At 40.0% G+C, this 19,549-nt stretch carries 14 protein-coding genes and 1 riboswitch; all 14 genes read left to right on the forward strand.

The features are described 5' to 3' along the window. The 14 genes from FJQ98_RS03400 (at nt 1) to rpoE (ending at nt 19,495) form a co-directional block, all read left to right on the forward strand. Entirely contained in the window at nt 1–1,668 is a 1,668-nt protein-coding gene (locus FJQ98_RS03400) for an acyl-CoA dehydrogenase family protein (RefSeq protein WP_053596486.1), read from the forward strand. 275 nt (nt 1,669–1,943) lie between these two features. Next, a riboswitch (cobalamin riboswitch) is annotated at nt 1,944–2,126 on the forward strand. Between the two features lie 434 nt (nt 2,127–2,560). Next, nucleotides 2,561–3,535 carry an ABC transporter substrate-binding protein gene (locus tag FJQ98_RS03405; RefSeq protein WP_053596484.1) on the forward strand — a complete coding sequence of 325 codons (975 nt, stop codon included), beginning with the start codon at nt 2,561–2,563 and terminating at the stop codon, nt 3,533–3,535. A 5-nt stretch (nt 3,536–3,540) separates the two neighbouring features. Next, nucleotides 3,541–4,533 carry a FecCD family ABC transporter permease gene (locus FJQ98_RS03410; RefSeq protein WP_425492696.1) on the forward strand — a complete coding sequence of 331 codons (993 nt, stop codon included), beginning with the start codon at nt 3,541–3,543 and terminating at the stop codon, nt 4,531–4,533. Beyond that, nucleotides 4,530–5,996: an adenosylcobinamide amidohydrolase gene (locus tag FJQ98_RS03415; RefSeq protein ID WP_053596482.1), complete on the forward strand. Its 1,467-nt coding sequence runs from the start codon at nt 4,530–4,532 to the stop codon at nt 5,994–5,996. Before FJQ98_RS03410 ends, FJQ98_RS03415 begins: the two co-directional genes overlap by 4 nt. Before the next feature lie 5 nt (nt 5,997–6,001). After that, the gene (locus FJQ98_RS03420) at nt 6,002–6,565 is read left to right on the forward strand and encodes a cob(I)yrinic acid a,c-diamide adenosyltransferase (RefSeq protein WP_053596481.1); all 564 of its coding nucleotides are present in this window, start codon (nt 6,002–6,004) and stop codon (nt 6,563–6,565) included. Nucleotides 6,566–7,227: 662 nt separating this feature from the next. Beyond that, entirely contained in the window at nt 7,228–9,453 is a 2,226-nt protein-coding gene (locus FJQ98_RS03425; protein WP_053596480.1) for a heterodisulfide reductase-related iron-sulfur binding cluster, read from the forward strand. Nucleotides 9,454–9,650: 197 nt separating this feature from the next. After that, nucleotides 9,651–10,856: an acetyl-CoA C-acetyltransferase gene (locus FJQ98_RS03430; protein WP_053596479.1), complete on the forward strand. Its 1,206-nt coding sequence runs from the start codon at nt 9,651–9,653 to the stop codon at nt 10,854–10,856. Next, entirely contained in the window at nt 10,856–11,707 is an 852-nt protein-coding gene (locus tag FJQ98_RS03435) for a 3-hydroxybutyryl-CoA dehydrogenase (protein ID WP_053596478.1), read from the forward strand. The genes FJQ98_RS03430 and FJQ98_RS03435 overlap by 1 nt, the downstream gene beginning before the upstream one ends. 69 nt (nt 11,708–11,776) lie before the next feature. Further along, nucleotides 11,777–12,913: an acyl-CoA dehydrogenase gene (locus FJQ98_RS03440; protein ID WP_053596477.1), complete on the forward strand. Its 1,137-nt coding sequence runs from the start codon at nt 11,777–11,779 to the stop codon at nt 12,911–12,913. 238 nt (nt 12,914–13,151) lie between these two features. Next, nucleotides 13,152–14,288 carry an acyl-CoA dehydrogenase gene (locus tag FJQ98_RS03445; protein WP_053596476.1) on the forward strand — a complete coding sequence of 379 codons (1,137 nt, stop codon included), beginning with the start codon at nt 13,152–13,154 and terminating at the stop codon, nt 14,286–14,288. Nucleotides 14,289–14,291: 3 nt separating this feature from the next. Next, the gene (locus tag FJQ98_RS03450; protein WP_053596475.1) at nt 14,292–14,924 is read left to right on the forward strand and encodes a TetR/AcrR family transcriptional regulator; all 633 of its coding nucleotides are present in this window, start codon (nt 14,292–14,294) and stop codon (nt 14,922–14,924) included. A gap of 319 nt (nt 14,925–15,243) precedes the next feature. Then, on the forward strand, nt 15,244–18,492 hold the full coding sequence (gene icmF / locus FJQ98_RS03455) for a fused isobutyryl-CoA mutase/GTPase IcmF (RefSeq protein ID WP_053596474.1): 3,249 nt from the start codon (nt 15,244–15,246) through the stop codon (nt 18,490–18,492). 152 nt (nt 18,493–18,644) lie between these two features. After that, a complete protein-coding gene (locus FJQ98_RS03460) occupies nt 18,645–18,803 on the forward strand; it encodes a hypothetical protein (RefSeq protein WP_198926923.1) in 159 nt (52 codons plus the stop codon). A gap of 152 nt (nt 18,804–18,955) precedes the next feature. Beyond that, nucleotides 18,956–19,495, forward strand: a complete 540-nt coding sequence (gene rpoE / locus FJQ98_RS03465) for a DNA-directed RNA polymerase subunit delta (protein ID WP_053596473.1) — start codon at nt 18,956–18,958, stop codon at nt 19,493–19,495. Nucleotides 19,496–19,549: the final 54 nt, after the last annotated feature.

Consider the following 19,549-nt stretch of genomic DNA (forward strand, 5'->3'; position numbering starts at 1 on the left):
ATGAAGGTTTTACAGCAGGAAGAAATGAAAACAACGAATTTTTTTAAGGATAATGATACACTTCATAAAGTTTTAGAAATGATGCTAGATAAAGAGTTTGTGGAATATGCAACACGCGAGTTAACAGATTTTGGTGAGCTTTGTGCTGGAGATATTGATGTGAGAGCCAAACATACGGATAGAGAGGGTGAACCTCGATTACAAAGGTATAATGCCTATGGTGAAGAAGTGTCAGAGATTTGGGTTAATGATGGCTATAAAAAGACAATTGAAGAGACGTACAATACTGGCATTGTTGGCTATGTGCATAAAGATATTCCGCAATTAGGTAGAAAGGGCAACTATGTGTATAGCTTTGCTCAAGGTTATATACTGTCCCATACTGAGCCAGGCTTTTACTGTCCTGTTACTTTAACAATGGCAACTGCTTATCTCCTTGACCATTATGCGAGTGATGAGGTGAAGGAGCGCTTTTTACCACATGTTTGTGCAACAGGAGATACCGAGCTATATGAGGGAGCGACATTTTTAACGGAGCGTCAAGGTGGCTCTGATGTTGGTGCGAATGTTGTAGAGGCAAAACAGGACGGCAATCAGTATCGTTTATATGGTGAGAAATATTTCGCATCAAACGCAGGAATGTGTGGAGTAGCCATGGTATTGGCACGTATGGAAGGGGCTCAGGCAGGCTCAAAGGGCTTAACATTATTTGCGGTTCCATGGCGGAAAGAGGATGGAACAGTTAATAACCTCCGCATTCGACGTTTGAAGGATAAACTTGGCGTTAGAGCCGTACCTTCGGGTGAGGTGGAATTTGATGGTGCACTAGCTTATGTCGTAGGTGAGCCGAATAAAGGAATATATTATATGCTGGAGGCGCTTAATTTATCAAGAATTTGCAATGCTGTTGCATCTATAGGCATTATGCGCCGTGGTTATTTAGAGGCGAAGCACTATGTGACAAATCGTCAGGCATTTGGTAAGCCTTTAACGCAATATCCTATGATTCAGGATACGCTAGGGAAATTCGCTGCCAAGCTTCATGTGGAGGTTGCGACAGTTTTTGATCTTATTCATCAGTACGATAAAGTTACAAGTGGACAGGGGAATGAAGAGGACATCATTTTGAATCGCTTGTATATTGCTATCATGAAAAAAGAAACGGCAGAGCAAGCGGTACATTATGCGAGTGAAGCGATTGAATTACATGGTGGAAATGGCTATATTGAAGACTTTGTAACACCTCGCTTATTAAGAGATGCACAGGTGCTTACTGTGTGGGAGGGAACTGCCAATATTTTAGCTTTAGAGCTCATTCGTTTAGTTGATAAGTTTCATGTCCATGAATTGTTTGTTCGTGTCATGGAGGAACGTCTAGAAAAACTAGCTGACAGTCCATTAGTGGAAATTGTAGTGGAGCAATTAGCAAAATTAGACTCGACTTTGCAAACATTTAGCGGTTTAGATGAAGCGACGAAAACGTTTGAAGCAAAAAAGGTCGCAGAAAAAATGGCACATTTATATGAAAGTGTTGTAGCGGTCGAATGGGCACAAAAATTCGGCGGCAAATATGAAAAGCTAGCAGATATTTATTTAGAGAGCACATGGGCATTGCGAGAAATGGGTGCACCAATGAAAACGGTCCAGTATTTTTCAGATATAGTTTAACTTCTTTCAGCAAATGTTTTGTGTGGCGAAAGTGAAACGTCAGCTACAAATGTTTTGTGTAGCGAAAGTGAAACGTCAGCTACAGGTGTTTTTTGTAGCGAAAGCAAAGTGTCAGCTACAAATGTTTTTGTAACATAAGTGCAACTTTAATTATAGAAGTCTCCCACCTCTATAGGTTGTGAGATGAATGCGGGTTATGTTACTTTTCAGTAGGTGTCCAAATAGAAGTCGTCTCGAATGGAGGCGACTTCTTTTGTTTTCATGTATAATAAAAATCAACTGAATATTATAAAGGTTCTTTACTTATGTAAAGTGAAAAGGGAAATCGGTGTAATTCCGATGCGGTCCCGCCACTGTATGTGTGAGTTTTTTCAATTTGCGCCACTGAAAATTTCGGGAAGGCATGAAAAAGCGAATGGAGCACGAGCCAGGAGACCTGCCTTTATAGAAAACACGTTGCAGCCTACGAGGATAGGGTGGTGGATTTTGTATGCGTATTTTTTGTGCAAATTTGACCCCCTCATCTTTTTGTGATGAGGGGTATTTGTTTTGTAAGATTGATGTCGATAAATTTGAAAAAATGAGCGATAAATCCACAATGTTGAACGATAAACCTGATGTTGGGTGATAAAACAACAAAGTTAGGCGATAAACTCATAATGTTGGGTGATAAACCTAAAATGTTGGGCGATAAATCCACAATGTTGAGCGATAAACCCGATGTTGAGTGATAAAACAACAATGTTAGGCGATAAACTCATAATGTTGGGTGATAAACCCAATGTCGGCTGATAAACCCACAACCTTGTGCGATAAAAGCTAAAATATATCGATAAATCAGAAAAACAAGTCGTTAAAATATACGCACAGATAAACTAAGGAGGATTTTCACATGAAGAAATTTTGGAAAATAGGATTATCAGCATTTTTAGCTATTGGCTTGGTTGCTGGATGTAATGCAAAAGAGGAAACAAATGAAAAGTCACCATCTTCTGAACAGCAGAAGCAACAAGAGACATCAAAAGTTGACGAAGCAGCATTCCCGATGACGATAACGGATGCGACTGGCAAGGATATTACGCTAGAAGCACCACCTGAAAAAATTGTCTCGCTCATTCCAAGTAACACTGAGATTTTATTCGGCCTTGGCTTAAATGATGAAATAATTGGTGTAACAGATAATGATGATTACCCAGCGGAGGCTACTGAAAAAGAAAAGGTTGGGGGCATGGAGTATAATATTGAGCAAATTATTGCTTTAACGCCAGATATCGTTTTTGCGCATGCATCGAGTATGACTTTTTCAGAAGGAGCAATTGAACAGCTTGAGGCTGCAGGCGTGAAGGTATTTGTTGTTGCAAATGCTAAAGACTTTAATGACACATACACATCAATTGAACAGCTAGGTCGTGCAACAGGGAAGCTAGAAGAGGCTCAAAAAATTGTCGCAAATATGAAGGCGAAAGTTGAAGAAGTTCAAACAAAACTTGAGGGTGTTAAACCAAAGAAAGTCTTTGTAGAAACGTCTGATGAGCCAGAAATTTATACAGCTGGTAAAGGTACATTTATGAATGAAATGCTAAATATGATTCATGCCGAAAATGTAGCAGCAGATGCAGATAACTGGTATAAAATTGATGCTGAACAAATTATCGCGAAAAATCCAGATGTCATTGTAGTGACATATAATTATGTACCTGATATTTTAACGAAAATTCCACAACGTGCAGGCTTTGAGACAATTACTGCCGTGAAAAACAAGGACATTGTACAAGTAGATGAAAATACGACGAGTCGTCAAGGTCCGCGTTTAGCAGATGGTCTTGAAGAATTAGCGAAAGCTATCTACCCTGAGGCGTTTCAGTGAGTAGAATATTAATAGCCTATGTAACAGCAATTACGCTTCTGATCATTAGCATCTGGTGTGGCGTAGCGATAGGCTCGGTTCATGTTCCACTAGAAGTATTGTGGAATAAGGCGGCTGATGAAACAGCTGCCAATATTTTATGGAAAATTCGTTTACCTCGAGTCCTGCTGGCAGGGCTTGTCGGGGCGTCTCTTGCCATTGCAGGGGCAGCTTTTCAAGGTTTATTAAAAAATCCATTGGCAGATCCTTATACGTTAGGGGTTTCCTCGGGTGCATCTGTTGGCGCAGTGATGACGATTTTCTTTAGTGTATCAATACCGGTAGTTGGCCATTATACATTGCCAACCTTCAGTATGATAGGTGCAATATTAACGATGGTAGCTGTCATGGGCTTTGCTAGAATAATAGATCGCTCACTGAAAATGGAAACCCTTATTTTAACAGGAGTCATATTTAGTTCGTTTTTAGGCTCCTTAATTTCTTTAATGATTGCATTATCCGGTGAGGAGCTACGGCAAGTTATTGGCTGGCTGCTCGGATCAGTATCGATGCGTGGTTGGCCATACGTTCAAATGATTATTCCGTTTGTAATAATTGGTTCGATCATGCTCTGGACACAAAGACGTGAGTTAAATGTTCTGTTATATGGAGAAGAACGTGCGAAGCATTTAGGTGTCAATGTTAAGCGCAGTAAATATTTAATTTTAGTAGGTGGATCAATGTTGACTGGAGCGGCGGTAGCTGTTTCTGGCACGATTGGCTTTGTTGGCTTAGTTGTACCCCATATGACGCGGATGCTTTGGGGTTCTGATCATCGTCATTTATTGCCATTATCATTTTTAAATGGGGCAACTTTGCTCATTATTTGCGATTTAATAGCACGAACAATTATTATGCCTAGAGAGCTACCGATTGGCGTAATTACTGCCTTTATTGGGGCGCCCGTCTTTTCCTATATTTTTTATAAGCAACGTAGAAGTAAGGGGGTACGGGCATGATTGTTGTTAAACATCTTTCTGGCGGCTATGAAGATGTGCCGATCGTCCATGATATTAGTTTTTCCGTTGAAAAAGGGAAAGTACTTGGGATTTTAGGGCCGAATGGTAGCGGAAAATCGACGCTGTTAAAAGTAATGAGTGGCATATTACCAGCAACTGCAGGCACTATATTAGTAGATGGTAAAAATATCAACTCTTACAATGCCCGTGCATTGGCCAAAAAAATGGCGGTACTACCACAATTACATGCCAATGCCTTTTCCAACAGTGTACGTGAGGCAGTATCACTTGGACGTTATCCACATCAAACTGGCTTCTTTTCAAGCTGGACTGAACGCGATGAACAAGCAGTCCAACATGCAATGATGCAAACCGGTGTGAAACGCTATGAACAGACATCGATGGAATTTTTGTCGGGCGGTGAACAGCAAAGAGTTTTTGTAGCCCAAGCTCTTGCACAAACAGCGGAAATATTACTGTTAGATGAACCAACGAACCATCTAGATATTGCCCATCAACGTCAAATTTTAGATATGGTGCGAAAGGAAGCAATAGAATGTGGTTTAACCGTTATTATGGTGCTACATGATATGAATTTAGCTGCCCTCTATTGTGATGAATTATTACTAATGGAAGGGGGGCGGATGCGAGCATTTGGGGCACCACATGAAGTATTAATTGCCTCGCAAATCGAAGACGTCTATCATGCGCGCGTAGCGACATATGCACATCCTGAAATTCCAAAACCTCAAATTACAATGATGCCAGCTTCAGTTGAACATCAGCAACGTGCTGTCATTCAAAAAGTAAATTTCACTGTTACGGATCATTACATTCAGCTTAAGTCAGAGTTTCCTTTAAAAACGGTTTCCTCAGCTGTCCATAATCCGGGTATCGGTTGGTATGATTGCCTGTTAAATCGCTCTGTACCAATAGATTATGTGATTAGTGATGTAAAGGGAGAGGTCGCTGAATTTTTACAAAAGGAGCTTTTCTCATCTACAAGCACAGTCGTCATGTTAACGGCTGTCCCGACAGAACTTGTAGCTATTAATGAATTTAAAGCTTCCTTTGGTAGCGTCCTTGTTGCTGTAACTGCTGGTATTGGCAATGCTGTTGATGTGTCACGCACACATGAAAGACAGGATGAACCATATATTGGTACTATAAATACGTGGGTCATTGTTAATGGTTGTTTATCAGAAGAAGCGTTTTTCCAAGCGATGATGACAGCTAATGAGGCAAAGACAAAGGCATTGCAATCAGAAGATATTCGTGATGAGCTTAGTGGTACGATTGCAACAGGCACTGCTACAGATAGTTTATTGATTGCGGCGACACAAAAAGGGGAAGAAATGCTGTATGGGGGCCCAATTACTGATGTAGGTAAGATAATCGGTAAAGGTGTTTTTGAAACAACTGTACAGGCAATAAAAAATTATAAAAACAATTTTAGGAGATGAGAGAAATGAAGCTTTACACGAAAACAGGCGATACAGGGAAAACAAGTCTTATCGGAGGTCGCGTTGACAAAGATAGCTTACGCGTAGAGACTTATGGGGCAATCGATGAATTAAATTCTTTTATTGGCAAGGCCGTAAGTGAATTAGATCGTGAGCTATTCAAGGATATTCTAATTGATTTAGAAACGATTCAGCACGAGCTTTTCGATGCAGGTGGCGACCTTGCTAACGTTATGAAGGAGCGTCATTATAAGCTTACAGAGCAGCCAATTGAAGTGTTGGAATCTCGTATTGATGCATTGTCAGATGAAGCACCACCATTACAGCGCTTTATTTTACCAGGTGGTGCACCAGCAGCCGCAACCTTACACATTGCTCGTACAGTAGCGCGTCGAGCAGAACGTCAAATGGTAACGCTTATGAAGGAAATGGATGATGTACCGACGATTGTGCAAAAGTATTTAAATCGTCTATCTGATTATTTATTTGCAGTTGCACGTGTTGTTAATTTCCGTCTGAATGTCGCGGATGTTGAATATATTCGAAGTGGCAATGTTTTTAAAAAATAACAGGTGTGTTGATTAACCATTTTTATACATTCGAATTAATTCGAAGACGCTGATTTCCGCTACGGGCTCATCGGACGCCCCCAGGAAAGCGCCCAGTCGGAACGGAAATCAACTCCACGTTATTGTGATGAATTCATTTTTAGATGAAAACTTTGAAGATTTATCGGAACAAAATCTCATTTTATCGGAACAATTTTAGCATTTATCGGAACAAAATCTCATTTTATCGGAATAATTTCAGTTTTTATCAACTAAGGACGCCCCCAGGAAAATCAATCCTACGTTATGGTGAAAGCTCATATTAGTTTTGAAAAGAAATAGTTATTTTGAATTTTAGGGCACTGAAAAAGTCGGTTTGTCATCAAAAACATGATGCAAGTCGGCTTTTTTGAGTATCTAAATACAGTTAAAGATAGATTTGTAATATAATTGAATGAAAATTTCTTTTGTGTTTTAGTGCCCTCTTTAAATTCAGGGTGGCTTTTTCGCTTGTAAAATGTAAGAATATAAAATTATCAGAAATATTTCCGTTTTATGTTGACTGAATGCTCACTCATTTATTAGAATAGGAATATAATGATGGAATGACGTACATTTACGTATGAACTAGCAAATTTATCACAAAGAGAGAAACTTACGACAAACTAAAGGGGGGACCAACCATGAGTCCATTAGTAATTGCAAACATTGTTCTAACAGTCGTGGTTGTGCTTTATGCAGTAGGATTGTTCTTCTATCTGTTAAAAACACGCTATAAGTTTGTGCAATTGGGGAAAAAGGTTGAGTTTGATGAAAGTGTTAAAGAACGTATAGGTTATCTTATGGTCAATGTACTTGGCCAAAACAAGCTATTAAAAGATCCAAAGAGTGGTTTAATTCACGTCATGTTCTTCTATGGATTTTTGATGGTGCAGCTAGGGGCCATTGATTTAATTTGGAAGGGGTTAGTACCTGGATCACATTTGCCACTTGGCATTTTCTACAGTGTGTTTACATTCTTCCAAGAGCTTGTAGTATTAATGATTTTAGTGGCGGTTGTGTGGGCATTTTACCGTCGTTATGTAGAAAAGCTAGTACGTCTAAAACGAGGCTGGAAAAATGGTCTTGTCTTAATTTTCATTGGTGGGTTAATGGTTTCAACATTACTTGCAAATGGTATGGGATTAATTTGGCATGGTGAAGAACTAAGTTATACAGAGCCAGTTGCATCTGGCATTGCAGCTATTTTTAGCTTCCTACCAGCATCAGCAGCTGCTGTTGTTTTCTATGTGATGTGGTGGGCGCACTTACTAATTCTATTGACATTCTTAGTGTATGTACCACAATCGAAGCATTTCCACTTGATTGTAAGTCCGATTAATGTGTACATGAACCGTTTAGATCGTACAGGTACACTAACACCAATCGATTTTGAAGCATTAGAAAATGCTGAAGATGAAGAGGATATTCCAGCAATTGGTGTCGGACGTATTGAAGACTTCACACAAAAACAAATGCTAGATTTATATTCTTGTGTAGAGTGCGGACGCTGTACAAATATGTGTCCAGCATCAGGAACAGGGAAAATGCTATCACCGATGGATTTAATCGTGAAGCTTCGTGATCATTTAACATTTACAGGTGCTGTTGTGACAAAGCAAAAACCTTGGGTACCTTATCAATTCTTTGCTAATACAAAGGGGAATCAGCTCGCGTTGGCAGCTGGTGCTGAGGGTGCAGTCATTGAAGATATCTATAGCCCTTCTTTAATCGGTGATGTCATTACAGAAGAAGAGATTTGGGCATGTACGACTTGCCGTAACTGTGAGGATCAATGTCCTGTTATGAATGAGCATGTCGATAAAATTATTGACTTGCGCCGTTATTTAACAATGACTGAAGGAAAAGTAAACCCTGATGCACAACGCGCGATGACAAATATCGAGCGTCAAGGCAATCCTTGGGGCTTAAACCGTAAAGAAAAAGAAAATTGGCGTGACCTAGATCCAACCATTCATATTCCAACAGTGAAAGAGCTGAAAAAATCTGGCGAGGAAATGGAATATTTATTATGGGTTGGCTCAATGGGTGCATTTGATAACCGCTCGCAAAAAATTGCATTAGCTTTCTGTCGTTTATTAAACGAGGCAGGCGTGAAGTTTGCGATTTTAGGAAATAAAGAGAAAAACTCAGGGGATACTCCTCGTCGTTTAGGAAATGAGTTTTTATTCCAAGAGCTCGCAACAGCAAATATTGATGAGTTTGAGAAAAACGATGTGAAGAAAATCGTTACGATTGATCCGCATGCCTACAATATCTTTAAAAATGAGTACCAAGACTTTGGCTGGAAGGGCGAGGTCTACCACCATACTGAACTATTGAATCAATTGATTGATGAAAATCGTCTAGCGTTAAATTACGAAGTTCATGAAACGATTGTTTTCCACGATTCTTGTTATTTAGGTCGTTATAACGATGTTTATGATGCACCACGTGAGATTTTACGAGGTATTCCAGGTATTAAGCTTGTGGAAATGGAGCGTAATCGTGAGGAAGCAATGTGCTGTGGCGCAGGTGGCGGCTTAATGTGGATGGAAGAGCATGTCGGCAACCGAATTAACGTAGCAAGAACAGAGCAAGCTTTAGCAACGAATGCTTCAGTTATTTCTTCTGGATGTCCTTACTGCTTAACAATGCTTGAGGATGGCACAAAGGCAAAAGAGGTTGAGGATTCAATCGGTACATTCGATGTTGCAGAACTATTAGAGCGTTCTGTGTTTGGTGAAAAAGTAAAAGCTGTTGAGAATTCTGTTGAAGAAGAAGCAGCAGATGTGATGGTTGAAGAAGTAGTAGCTTCTGTAGAAAATGTCGAACAAGAAAAGAATGCAGAGACTAACGCAGAAAAATGATGGTTATTGCAGAAATATTTTCGTTATCTGAAAAATATAAATTGCACAATAAATAATTGTTTTGTAGAATAAGATTAAATGGAAATGGGAGTTAACTTTAAACTCCCATTTTTCATAGCAAGAGGTCGAGCGAGCGTTCAGTCAACGCAAGTGCTCTGATACTTCTTCTAGAACGTAAAACAAAAGGGGTGTTTTACTTGAATAGAGCTGTAATTTTAGCAGGAACAAGAACTGCATTTGGTAAGTTTGGAGGTTCACTATCAGCATTAAACGCAAGTGATTTAGGGGCAATCGCCATAAAAGGGGCACTTGAGAAAGCGAATATTTCGCCTAATGAAGTGGATGAAGTAATTTTAGGCTCCGTTTTACAAGGGGGACAGGGCCAACTTCCTTCAAGGCAGGCTGCGATCAAAGCTAATTTACCAGTAGTAGTGAAAACAGAAACGATTAACAAAGTTTGTGCGTCAGGGATGCGTGCTGTAACACTAGCGAATCAGCTAATTCGATTAGGGGACGAAGAAGTAATTATCGCTGGTGGTATGGAGTCCATGTCCAATGCACCGTATTATCTTCAAAATGGTCGAACAGGCTTACGCATGGGCGATTCAACAATGGTGGATGGCATGCTATATGATGGCTTAACATGTGCCTTTAATAAGGCAAGGCCGCCTATGGGAAGCTACGGTAATGCAACAGCGAAAGAATATTCGTTAAGCCGTGAGGAGCAGGATGCTTGGTCTGTTCGCAGTCAAGAACGTGCACTTGCAGCAATTGAGAAAGGTTACTTTGCTGAAGAGATCGTGCCTGTGGAAATTCCGCAACGTAAGGGAGAACCGCTTCAAGTCGATACAGATGAGGCACCTAGAGCTGGTACGTCAATGGAGGTACTTGCAAAACTCAAGCCAGCCTTTGACAAGGACGGAACGATTACAGCAGGTAACGCACCTGGCGTTAATGATGGTGCATGTGCCTTAGTAGTTATGAGTGAGGAACGTGCAGCACGTGAAGGTAGAGAGCCACTTGCAGTTATTATTGGCCATGAAGAGCTTGCTATTGAACCGGAGAACTTCCCACAAACACCAGGGCTTGTTATTAACAAATTACTGAAAAAGACAGGGAAAGCATTAGCTGACATTGATTTGATCGAAATCAATGAAGCCTTTGCAGCAGTAGCTCTTGTCAGCAAGCAGCTAGCAGATTTAGACGCTGAAAAGGTCAATGTTAACGGTGGTGCAGTTGCACTAGGTCATCCAATTGGAGCGTCTGGAGCACGCATTATTTTAACACTTGCACATGAATTAAAACGTCGTGGCGGTGGTATCGGAATTGCTGCAATCTGCTCAGGTGGAGGGCAAGGCGATGCGATTATGATTGAAGTACCGAAAACAGGGGGACACGAATGATGGGAATTCAAAAAGTGATGGTTATTGGTGCTGGACAAATGGGCTCCGGCATTGCACAAGTTTGTGCACAAGCTGGTTTTGATGTCAAACTGAACGACATGAAGCAAGAATTTTTCGAACGCGGTTTAGGAGTCATTACGAAAAACCTGACACGTGATGTCGAAAAGGGTCGTAAAACTGAAGATGAGAAGGCGGCTATTTTAGGTCGTATTAGTATGTCACTAGATTTACAGGATGCTAGTGACGTAGATATTATCATCGAGGCAGCTGTGGAAAATATGGAAGTGAAGCAATCCATCTTTAAGCAAATTGATCAGATTGCACCGGCACATGCCATTTTAGCTACGAATACATCATCTTTACCAATTACGGAAATTGCAGCTGTAACAAATCGTCCAGAGCAAGTGATTGGTATGCACTTTATGAATCCTGTACCTGTTATGAAGCTTGTAGAAATTATTAGAGGGTTAGCAACAAGTGATGAAGTCTACAAATCGGTTGAAGACATGACAGTAAAATTATCGAAAACTCCAGTGGAAGTAAATGACTTCCCAGGCTTTATTTCGAATCGTATTTTATTACCAATGATTAATGAAGCGATCTACGCATTGTATGAGGGTGTAGCATCGAAAGAAGCTATTGATGATGTGATGAAGCTCGGAATGAATCATCCGATGGGTCCGTTGACATTAGCAGACTTTATTGGTCTTGATACATGTCTATCCATCATGGAGATCTTACACGAGGGCTTAGGTGATAGTAAATATAGACCTTGTCCATTGCTTCGTAAATATGTGGCGGCGGGCTGGCTAGGTAAAAAATCTGGAAGAGGCTTTTACGTTTATGAATAATCCTATGGGGATGGGGCGATTCAAACGAAATGGGATGCTACGGGACAACATTTAGGGGTGACATTATAGATGCATTTACAATTTACAGATGAACAAATAATGATGCGTGATATGGTTCGGAATTTTGCTCAGGATAAAATTGAACCGTGGGTAGAACGTATGGAGGCAGGAGAGTTTCCACGCGAACTCCTTGCACAAATGGGAGAATTAGGTTTAATGGGGATCACGACGCCTGAGGAATTAGGCGGCTCAGCGATGGATTTTACATCGTACATAATTGCTATCAATGAACTATCGAAGGTTAGTGCAGTAATGGGTGTTATTTTATCTGTGCATACATCGGTTGGAACAAATCCCATTATTTATTTCGGTAACGATGAACAGAAGAAACGTTATGTTCCGAAGCTTGCTGCTGGAGAATATTTAGGGGCATTTTGTTTAACAGAGCCTAGCGCTGGTTCTGATGCTGGCTCTCTACAATCAAAAGCAGTACGAGATGGAGATGAATATGTCATCAACGGCTCCAAGGTGTTTATTACAAACGGTGGAGAAGCAGATGTTTATATTGTCTTTGCATCAACGAATCCTGCGGCAAAAACACGTGGTATTTCAGCATTTATTGTTGAAAAAGGAACACCAGGCTTAATCATAGGGAAAGATGAACATAAAATGGGCTTACACGGTTCACGTACAGTTCAACTAACATTCGACAACTGCCGTATTCCAGCTACAAACCTTCTTGGGGAAGAGGGAGAAGGCTTTAAAATTGCAATGGCCAACTTAGATGTTGGACGTATTGGTATTGCTGCACAAGCTTTAGGCATTGCGGAAGCGGCGTTAGAAGCAGCTACTGCTTATGCCAAAGAGCGTGTTCAATTCGGAAAACCTATTGCAGCACAACAAGGGGTTGGCTTCAAGCTTGCTGATATGGCGACTGCTGTAGAAGCAGCAAAATTATTAGTCTATCGCGCAGCAGATTTACGCTCAAAAGGTTTGCCATGTGGAGCTGAGGCCTCGATGGCGAAACTCTTTGCCTCTCGTACAGCGGTGCAAACAGCGATCGATGCTGTACAAATTTTTGGTGGCTACGGCTATACAACAGACTATCCCGTAGAGCGTTATTTCCGTGATGCAAAGGTAACAGAAATATACGAGGGTACAAGTGAAATTCAAAAACTAGTCATTAGTAAACATTTACTTAAATAAGGTCTGATGTTATGTTGCAAAGTTGATTTTTAACGGATGATGTTGATTGCTAAAAAATCGCTCGGGTAATCTGAATAAATGATCAGGTCGAGCAATAAAACGCTCGGGTTATCCGGAGAACTGCTCAGGTAACCAAGAGATTTGCTCAGTTTCCCGAGGCATACCGCAGAAACATGATCAAATATAGAAATCAACAATATAGCACTAACAGAGTCTAACGAAAAAGGGGAAATGGACAATGAACTTTCAATTAACAGAAGAGCATGAGCAATTACGTGAAATGATTCGTGATTTTGCTATTAATGAAGTGGCACCAACAGCGGCGGAACGTGACGAGAATGAAGAGTTTGATCGTGCAATTTTCGATAAAATGGCGGAGCTAGGTTTAACAGGTATTCCATGGCCAGAAGAATACGGTGGTGCAGGCTTTGATTATCTTGCGTATGTCATTGCAGTGGAAGAATTATCACGTGTATGTGCGTCAACAGGGGTAACTTTATCAGCACATACTTCGCTTGCTGGTTGGCCGATCTTTAAATTCGGTAATGAAGAACAAAAACAAAAATATCTTCGTCCAATGGCAGAAGGTAAACATATCGGTGCATATGGCTTAACAGAGGCAGGCTCAGGTTCTGATGCTGGTGGTATGAAAACATATGCAAAACGTGATGGCGATGATTATATTTTAAACGGCTCGAAGATTTTCATTACGAATGGTGGAGTAGCAGATACATATGTTGTATTTGCAGTAACAGATCCAGAAGCTAAACATGGCACAACTGCTTTTATCGTTGAAGCTGGATTTGAAGGTTTCTCGGTAGGTAAGAAGGAGAAAAAATTAGGGATTCGTTCATCTCCTACAACTGAAATTATTTTTGAAAATTGTCGCGTTCCGAAAGAAAACATGCTTGGAGCTGAGGGAGAAGGCTTCAAAATTGCGATGACAACACTTGATGGAGGACGTAATGGTATTGCAGCTCAAGCTGTAGGGATTGCACAGGGAGCATTAGATGCAGCGGTTGAATATGGAAAAGAACGTGTGCAATTTGGTAAACCGATTACTGCCAACCAAGGTGTTTCCTTTAAATTAGCGGATATGGCAACTCAAATTGAAGCATCTCGACTGCTCACATATCAAGCAGCTTGGTTGGAATCAAATAGTCTATCTTATGGTAAGGCATCTGCAATGGCGAAATTAATGGCTGGCGATACTGCGATGAATGTAACGACTGAGGCGGTTCAAATCTTTGGTGGATATGGTTATACGAAAGATTATCCAGTTGAGCGCTTCATGCGTGATGCGAAAATTACACAAATTTACGAAGGTACACAAGAGATTCAACGTCTTGTTATCTCTCGTATGTTGACAAAATAACATATGACAGAAAGAGATAAAAGACCCCAAGTACAGTCAACGGTAAAAGATGAAAATCTTATCGCCATTCGTCGAGAACAAATGATAGAGGGAGCCATTAAATTATTTAAAGAAAAAGGTTTTCATCGTGCCACAACGAGAGAAATCGCAAAAGCTGCAGGCTTTAGTATCGGTACATTATATGAGTATATACGTACTAAAGAAGATGTCCTTTACCTTGTATGTGATAGTATTTATCACCATGCAATGGAGCGACTTTCAAGTTATGAGATTAAGGCAGGAACTATAGAAGAGTTAAAGGAAATGATTCGAGAGTATTTCTTGCAAATTGATAGTATGGTTGATGAGCTGACAATCATGTATCAAGAAACTAAATCATTGTCAAAAGAAGCACAACGTTATGTATTTAGTAAGGAGTTTGAAATGGTTGGTACTTTTGAGCGATTACTAAAACGCTGTGTGCAGTCAGGTGAGATAACGATGACGGATCAACAAATCCATTTGGCAGCAAATAACTTAGTCGTTTCTGGACAAAGCTGGGCATTCCGTAAATGGGCGCTCCATCGTCAACATTCTATTGATGAATTTATTGAAATGCAAATAACATTGTTTATTTCAGGCATAAAGGGGTTCTAATAAGTTCCGTTAAGGGGTTGTCGGTAATTGCATAAAGCGACATTGCAATTACCGACTTTTTTTATAAATGAAAAGGCTCATCACCAAAAGTAGGGGATAGTATTTGTTAAAAACGTATGCCATGTAAATAAGTTGATTGGAGTGGAGACTGGGCGACTCCTCGGGGATCAGCGTCACAGATGAGACCCTGGAGCGAGCAAAGCGAGTGAAGCGGCTCATCGGACGCCCCCAGGAAAGCGCACAGTCGGAACGGAAATCAACCCCACGTTATGATGATGAGTCGATAAAGAACATTAAGGGGAGAAAGTGGGGATTTCATATGACAAAGGTAGAAGTGTATCGTCCAAAAAATCACGTACGTTTTGTTACAGCATCAAGTCTTTTTGATGGGCATGATGCTTCGGTCAATATTATGCGACGTATTTTACAATCAAGCGGTGTAGAGGTAATCCATTTAGGACATAATCGCTCCGTGGAAGAAGTCGTAAATGCTGCGATTCAAGAGGATGCTCAAGGTATTGCTGTATCTTCTTATCAAGGTGGACATATGGAATACTTTAAATATATGTATGATTTACTGCGTGAAAAGGGAGCGCCGCATATTAAAATTTATGGTGGCGGTGGTGGTGTTATTTTACCACGTGAAATTAAAGAGTTACATGCTTATGGGGTTGCAGGGATTTTCTCACCAGAGGATGGACGTGTCTTAGGATTACAAGGGATGATTAATGAGAAAATTAAGGGGACCGATTTCCAAACGGCAACAGGTAACTATCAAGAAAAGCTTGATGCTCTAACGACAGAAACACCAGAAATTTTAGCGAATTTAATAACTGCTGCAGAGTCGAATGACGATGAAGAAACGAAAAATATGCTAGTAGAAGCTCGCAAACGCTCGAAAGGGACAGCTATATTAGGTATTACAGGAACTGGTGGTGCGGGTAAGTCTTCCTTAACGGATGAATTAATTCGTCGTTTCCTGAAAGAATTCCCAGATAAACGCGTAGCGATTCTTTCTGTCGATCCGACAAAGCAAAAAACAGGTGGGGCTTTACTTGGTGACCGAATTCGTATGAATGCGATTTTCAATAATCGAGTATATATGCGTAGTTTAGCAACCCGTGGATCTCGTACAGAGCTTTCTGCTTCGATTGGGGACGTGCTAGATGTAGTGAAAGTAGCAGGCTATGATTTAATCATTGTAGAAACAAGTGGTATTGGTCAAGGTGATGCGGAAATTACAAACTATACGAATCTATCCATGTACGTTATGACAAGTGAGTTTGGTGCTCCAACGCAGCTTGAGAAAATTGACATGATTGATTTTGCGGATGTTATCGCCATCAATAAATTTGAACGCAAAGGCTCTGAGGATGCATTACGCCAAGTGCAGAAGCAATACCAACGTTCGCGAGAGCTTTGGGATGAATCACTTGATAATATGCCTGTTTACGGTACGATTGCAAGTCAATTTAATGATAAAGGAACGAATGCTTTATTTGCTGCATTAGTAAATATCATTAATAAGAATACAGGAAGTAATTGGGAAACAGGCTATGAGCAATTTGCGAAAACTCAAAAGCAGGATATTATTATTCCAAACGATCGTCGTTATTATTTACGAGAAATTACAGATACTGTGCGTGGCTATCACAAAAAATCAGAGCAACAGGTGGAATTTGCTCGCCGTCTATTCCAATTAGAGGGAGCTATTGCAGCGGTTAAGGAAAAAGCACCAAATGATGCACTTGTTGCTTCTCTTGCTTCTTTAGCGGAAGGTGTCAGAGATGAATTAACGGCTGAATCTAAGCGCATTTTAGATAATTGGCAGACTTTAAAAGAAGCGTATGCTGGGGACGAATTTGTAACGAAAGTTCGTGATAAGGAAATTCGCACGATTTTAAAGACAACAAGCCTTTCTGGTACAAAAATTCCTAAAGTTGCCTTGCCGAAATTTGTAGATTACGGTGAAATTTTACGTTGGGTTTATAGAGAAAATGTACCTGGTGAATTCCCTTATACTGCGGGGGTATTCCAATTTAAACGTGAAGGTGAAGATCCGAAGCGACAATTTGCTGGTGAGGGTACGCCTGAGCGTACAAATAAACGATTCCATTATTTATCGAAGGATGATGATGCAAAACGTTTATCAACAGCATTTGATTCGGTAACGCTATACGGTGAAGATCCAGATTACCGACCAGATATTTATGGCAAGGTTGGAGAGTCGGGTGTATCCATTTGTACGTTAGAGGATATGAAAAAGCTTTATGCAGGCTTTGATTTATGTGCACCATCAACTTCAGTATCGATGACCATTAACGGTCCTGCACCGATTATTTTGGCGATGTTCATGAATACGGCTATTGATCAGCAAGTGAAACTACATGAGAAAGAACTTGGTCGCCCTTTGACAGTTGAAGAATTTACGGAGACACGAGAGAAAACATTACAGGTCGTGCGTGGAACGGTGCAAGCAGATATTTTAAAAGAAGATCAAGGGCAAAATACATGTATTTTCTCAACAGAGTTTGCATTACGTATGATGGGAGATATTCAGCAATACTTTATCGATTATAAAGTTCGTAATTACTACTCAGTATCTATTTCTGGTTATCATATTGCCGAAGCTGGAGCGAACCCAATTTCACAGTTGGCTTTTACATTAGCAAATGGCTTTACGTATGTGGAATATTATTTAAGTCGTGGAATGAATATTAACGATTTTGCACCAAATCTATCATTCTTCTTCTCTAACGGACTTGATCCAGAGTACACAGTTATTGGACGCGTAGCTCGTCGTATTTGGGCAGTTGTGATGCGTGATAAGTACAACGCCAATGAACGTGCGCAAAAGCTTAAATATCATATCCAAACATCTGGACGTAGTTTGCATGCACAGGAGATTGATTTTAATGATATCCGCACAACATTACAGGCATTAATGGCTTTACAGGATAATTGTAATTCATTGCATACAAATGCATATGATGAGGCCATTACAACGCCTACGGAAGAATCTGTACGTCGTGCGATGGCCATTCAAATGATTATTACGAAGGAACATGGCTTAGCGAAAAACGAAAACCCATTACAAGGTGCATTTATTGTGGAAGAATTAACGGACCTTGTAGAAGAAGCGGTATTAGAAGAATTTGATCGTATCAATGATCGTGGTGGCGTGCTAGGTGCAATGGAAACACAATATCAGCGCGGTAAGATCCAAGAGGAATCCATGTACTACGAAATGCTAAAACATTCGGGTGAGTTACCAATCATTGGTGTGAACACATACTTAAATCCGAATCCACCTTCAGCGGATGAAATTGACAATATGGAAATTGCGCGTGCATCGACGGAAGAAAAAGAGACGCAAATTCATAATTTACATGCCTTCTGGAAGCAACATGGAGAAGGGACTGAAGCGGCTATTGCTCGTTTACAACAAGTAGCTGTAAACAATGGCAATATTTTCGCGGAGTTAATGGAAACCGTAAAAGTAGCTAGCTTAGGGCAAATCACGAAGGCTTTATACGAAGTAGGCGGACAATATCGTCGTAATATGTAAATCGTAAACGTGCATAACTTCTTCCTTTTTGGCATTTATTCTATTTGATACAAAATGCTGCTGTATTTTTAAGTGTCTAGTCTTAGGATTAGGCACTTCTTTTTATTTCCGTTATAATAGAATTGTAAAAAAAAGGGGAGGCGCAGTAGAGGATGAAATCAGTTATTCACTACATCATTATTTTAGCTTTAGTGTTAGGAGTTATTTTCCTGTATGATAAGCAGATTGGCGCTGTTCCTTTATTATTATTATCTGTCTATTTGTTTTACTGTGGGATAAAAAAAATGCGTGATATAAAAAACAGTAATTGAAGCTAGCAATGAGGATAAAACTTTGTATATAATGGGTATTATGCTTATGATATGGAAAGTTACTTTTGTGCGGCTTTTTTTGCTGCGCTCCGAAAATAAAGCAATATATAATTTTAAAACGTCCATTGTGATGAGGGAAAGGAAGTGCACGAATGAATTTTCGTGAAATGACAAAGGAACAATTAACGGAAGAATCGTTAATTAACTTAACGTATGCAATTTTAAATGAAAAACGTACCTCAATGTCTTATAATGACTTATTAACAATAATTCAAGAGCTTGTGGGCTATAGTGATGAAGAAATGAAGCCTCGCCTACTACAATTTTACACAGATTTAAATGTAGATGGCCGCTTCTTATTTAATCAGGAGACTGGCTGGGGCTTACGTGAATGGTATAAAGTTGAACAAATTGAAGAAGAAACAGCTCCTTCTGTTAAAACTCATAAGAAAAAATCTAAAGCTACCATTGATGAAGATGATTTGGAAGAAGATTTAGAAGAAGAGATTGACTTTGATGAAGATTATGAAGAATTCGTTGAAGAAGATGAGCTAGACGAGGAAGAAGAAGATAAAGAAGAGATTGATTTTGAAGAAGAAGAAGAAGATATAGAAGAAATCGATGAGGAAATCGACGAAGACTTTGTTGAAGATGAAGATTTTGAAGAAGAAGAAGAAGAGGAAGAAATCTAACTTATTTCAGCAAAGATCCGCTGAAATAAGTTAGAAGCCTCCGGCGGATGTCAC

The organism is Lysinibacillus agricola, from assembly GCF_016638705.1.
Lineage (GTDB): Bacteria > Bacillota > Bacilli > Bacillales_A > Planococcaceae > Lysinibacillus > Lysinibacillus agricola.

Excerpts from the sequence above, each read along its gene's own strand:
- FJQ98_RS03420 (WP_053596481.1), top strand. The coding sequence starts at position 6,002 with ATGAAGCTTTACACGAAAACAGGCGATACAGGGAAAACAAGTCTTATC.
- FJQ98_RS03400 (WP_053596486.1), top strand. The coding sequence starts at position 1 with ATGAAGGTTTTACAGCAGGAAGAAATGAAAACAACGAATTTTTTTAAG.
- icmF (WP_053596474.1), top strand. The coding sequence starts at position 15,244 with ATGACAAAGGTAGAAGTGTATCGTCCAAAAAATCACGTACGTTTTGTT.
- FJQ98_RS03435 (WP_053596478.1), top strand. The coding sequence starts at position 10,856 with ATGGGAATTCAAAAAGTGATGGTTATTGGTGCTGGACAAATGGGCTCC.
- FJQ98_RS03460 (WP_198926923.1), top strand. The coding sequence starts at position 18,645 with ATGAAATCAGTTATTCACTACATCATTATTTTAGCTTTAGTGTTAGGA.
- FJQ98_RS03450 (WP_053596475.1), top strand. The coding sequence starts at position 14,292 with ATGACAGAAAGAGATAAAAGACCCCAAGTACAGTCAACGGTAAAAGAT.
- rpoE (WP_053596473.1), top strand. The coding sequence starts at position 18,956 with ATGAATTTTCGTGAAATGACAAAGGAACAATTAACGGAAGAATCGTTA.
- FJQ98_RS03415 (WP_053596482.1), top strand. The coding sequence starts at position 4,530 with ATGATTGTTGTTAAACATCTTTCTGGCGGCTATGAAGATGTGCCGATC.
- FJQ98_RS03440 (WP_053596477.1), top strand. The coding sequence starts at position 11,777 with ATGCATTTACAATTTACAGATGAACAAATAATGATGCGTGATATGGTT.
- FJQ98_RS03425 (WP_053596480.1), top strand. The coding sequence starts at position 7,228 with ATGAGTCCATTAGTAATTGCAAACATTGTTCTAACAGTCGTGGTTGTG.
- FJQ98_RS03405 (WP_053596484.1), top strand. The coding sequence starts at position 2,561 with ATGAAGAAATTTTGGAAAATAGGATTATCAGCATTTTTAGCTATTGGC.
- FJQ98_RS03445 (WP_053596476.1), top strand. The coding sequence starts at position 13,152 with ATGAACTTTCAATTAACAGAAGAGCATGAGCAATTACGTGAAATGATT.